Origin of the sequence: Bacillus sp. FSL K6-6038 (assembly GCF_038050455.1) — a bacterium.
Taxonomy (GTDB): domain Bacteria; phylum Bacillota; class Bacilli; order Bacillales; family Bacillaceae_G; genus Bacillus_A; species Bacillus_A pseudomycoides.
Window position 1 is genome coordinate 1 of the sequence record NZ_JBBOUH010000008.1, and the last position, 2,992, is coordinate 2,992.

Annotated in this window: 1 rRNA gene; it reads left to right on the forward strand. The window is 51.2% G+C overall.

Annotated elements, in window-relative coordinates:
- Nucleotides 1-56 precede the first annotated feature (56 nt).
- Nucleotides 57-2,978 (forward strand): 23S ribosomal RNA (locus NSQ40_RS29390).
- The last annotated feature ends 14 nt before the right edge of the window (nt 2,979-2,992 follow it).

The following is a 2,992-nucleotide window of genomic DNA, read 5'->3' on the forward strand; positions in this document are numbered from 1 at the left end:
GTATGTTCTTTGAAAACTAGATAACAGTGTAGCTCATATTTTTTTAATTTTAGTTTGGTTAAGTTAGAAAGGGCGCACGGTGGATGCCTTGACACTAGGAGTCGATGAAGGACGGGACTAACGCCGATATGCTTCGGGGAGCTGTAAGTAAGCTTTGATCCGAAGATTTCCGAATGGGGAAACCCACCATACGTAATGGTATGGTATCCTTACCTGAATACATAGGGTAAGGAAGACAGACCCAGGGAACTGAAACATCTAAGTACCTGGAGGAAGAGAAAGCAAATGCGATTTCCTGAGTAGCGGCGAGCGAAACGGAATCTAGCCCAAACCAAGAGGCTTGCCTCTTGGGGTTGTAGGACATTCTATACGGAGTTACAAAGGAACGAGGTAGACGAAGCAGCCTGGAAAGGCTCGTCACAGAGGGTAACAACCCCGTAGTCGAAACTTCGTTCTCTCTTGAATGTATCCTGAGTACGGCGGAACACGTGAAATTCCGTCGGAATCTGGGAGGACCATCTCCCAAGGCTAAATACTACCTAGTGATCGATAGTGAACCAGTACCGTGAGGGAAAGGTGAAAAGCACCCCGGAAGGGGAGTGAAAGAGATCCTGAAACCGTGTGCCTACAAATAGTCAGAGCCCGTTAATGGGTGATGGCGTGCCTTTTGTAGAATGAACCGGCGAGTTACGATCCCGTGCGAGGTTAAGCTGAAGAGGCGGAGCCGTAGCGAAAGCGAGTCTGAATAGGGCGTTTAGTACGTGGTCGTAGACCCGAAACCAGGTGATCTACCCATGTCCAGGGTGAAGTTCAGGTAACACTGAATGGAGGCCCGAACCCACGCACGTTGAAAAGTGCGGGGATGAGGTGTGGGTAGCGGAGAAATTCCAATCGAACCTGGAGATAGCTGGTTCTCCCCGAAATAGCTTTAGGGCTAGCCTTAAGTGTAAGAGTCTTGGAGGTAGAGCACTGATTGAACTAGGGGTCCTCATCGGATTACCGAATTCAGTCAAACTCCGAATGCCAATGACTTATCCTTAGGAGTCAGACTGCGAGTGATAAGATCCGTAGTCAAGAGGGAAACAGCCCAGATCGCCAGCTAAGGTCCCAAAGTGTGTATTAAGTGGAAAAGGATGTGGAGTTGCTTAGACAACTAGGATGTTGGCTTAGAAGCAGCCACCATTTAAAGAGTGCGTAATAGCTCACTAGTCGAGTGACTCTGCGCCGAAAATGTACCGGGGCTAAATACACCACCGAAGCTGCGAATTGATACCTATGGTATCAGTGGTAGGGGAGCGTTCTAAGGGCAGTGAAGTCAGACCGTAAGGACTGGTGGAGCGCTTAGAAGTGAGAATGCCGGTATGAGTAGCGAAAGACGGGTGAGAATCCCGTCCACCGAATGCCTAAGGTTTCCTGAGGAAGGCTCGTCCGCTCAGGGTTAGTCAGGACCTAAGCCGAGGCCGACAGGCGTAGGCGATGGACAACAGGTTGATATTCCTGTACCACCTCTTTATCGTTTGAGCAATGGAGGGACGCAGAAGGATAGAAGAAGCGTGCGATTGGTTGTGCACGTCCAAGCAGTTAGGCTGATAAGTAGGCAAATCCGCTTATCGTGAAGGCTGAGCTGTGATGGGGAAGCTCCTTATGGAGCGAAGTCTTTGATTCCCCGCTGCCAAGAAAAGCTTCTAGCGAGATAAAAGGTGCCTGTACCGCAAACCGACACAGGTAGGCGAGGAGAGAATCCTAAGGTGTGCGAGAGAACTCTGGTTAAGGAACTCGGCAAAATGACCCCGTAACTTCGGGAGAAGGGGTGCTTTCTTAACGGAAAGCCGCAGTGAATAGGCCCAAGCGACTGTTTAGCAAAAACACAGGTCTCTGCGAAGCCGTAAGGCGAAGTATAGGGGCTGACACCTGCCCGGTGCTGGAAGGTTAAGGAGAGGGGTTAGCGTAAGCGAAGCTCTGAACTGAAGCCCCAGTAAACGGCGGCCGTAACTATAACGGTCCTAAGGTAGCGAAATTCCTTGTCGGGTAAGTTCCGACCCGCACGAAAGGTGTAACGATTTGGGCACTGTCTCAACCAGAGACTCGGTGAAATTATAGTACCTGTGAAGATGCAGGTTACCCGCGACAGGACGGAAAGACCCCGTGGAGCTTTACTGTAGCCTGATATTGAATTTTGGTACAGTTTGTACAGGATAGGCGGGAGCCTTTGAAGCCGGAGCGCTAGCTTCGGTGGAGGCGCTGGTGGGATACCGCCCTGACTGTATTGAAATTCTAACCTACGGGTCTTATCGACCCGGGAGACAGTGTCAGGTGGGCAGTTTGACTGGGGCGGTCGCCTCCTAAAGTGTAACGGAGGCGCCCAAAGGTTCCCTCAGAATGGTTGGAAATCATTCGTAGAGTGCAAAGGCATAAGGGAGCTTGACTGCGAGACCTACAAGTCGAGCAGGGACGAAAGTCGGGCTTAGTGATCCGGTGGTTCCGCATGGAAGGGCCATCGCTCAACGGATAAAAGCTACCCCGGGGATAACAGGCTTATCTCCCCCAAGAGTCCACATCGACGGGGAGGTTTGGCACCTCGATGTCGGCTCATCGCATCCTGGGGCTGTAGTCGGTCCCAAGGGTTGGGCTGTTCGCCCATTAAAGCGGTACGCGAGCTGGGTTCAGAACGTCGTGAGACAGTTCGGTCCCTATCCGTCGTGGGCGTAGGAAATTTGAGAGGAGCTGTCCTTAGTACGAGAGGACCGGGATGGACGCACCGCTGGTGTACCAGTTGTTCTGCCAAGGGCATAGCTGGGTAGCTATGTGCGGAAGGGATAAGTGCTGAAAGCATCTAAGCATGAAGCCCCCCTCAAGATGAGATTTCCCATAGCGTAAGCTAGTAAGATCCCTGAAAGATGATCAGGTTGATAGGTTCGAGGTGGAAGCATGGTGACATGTGGAGCTGACGAATACTAATAGATCGAGGACTTAACCATATAATATGAAGCAA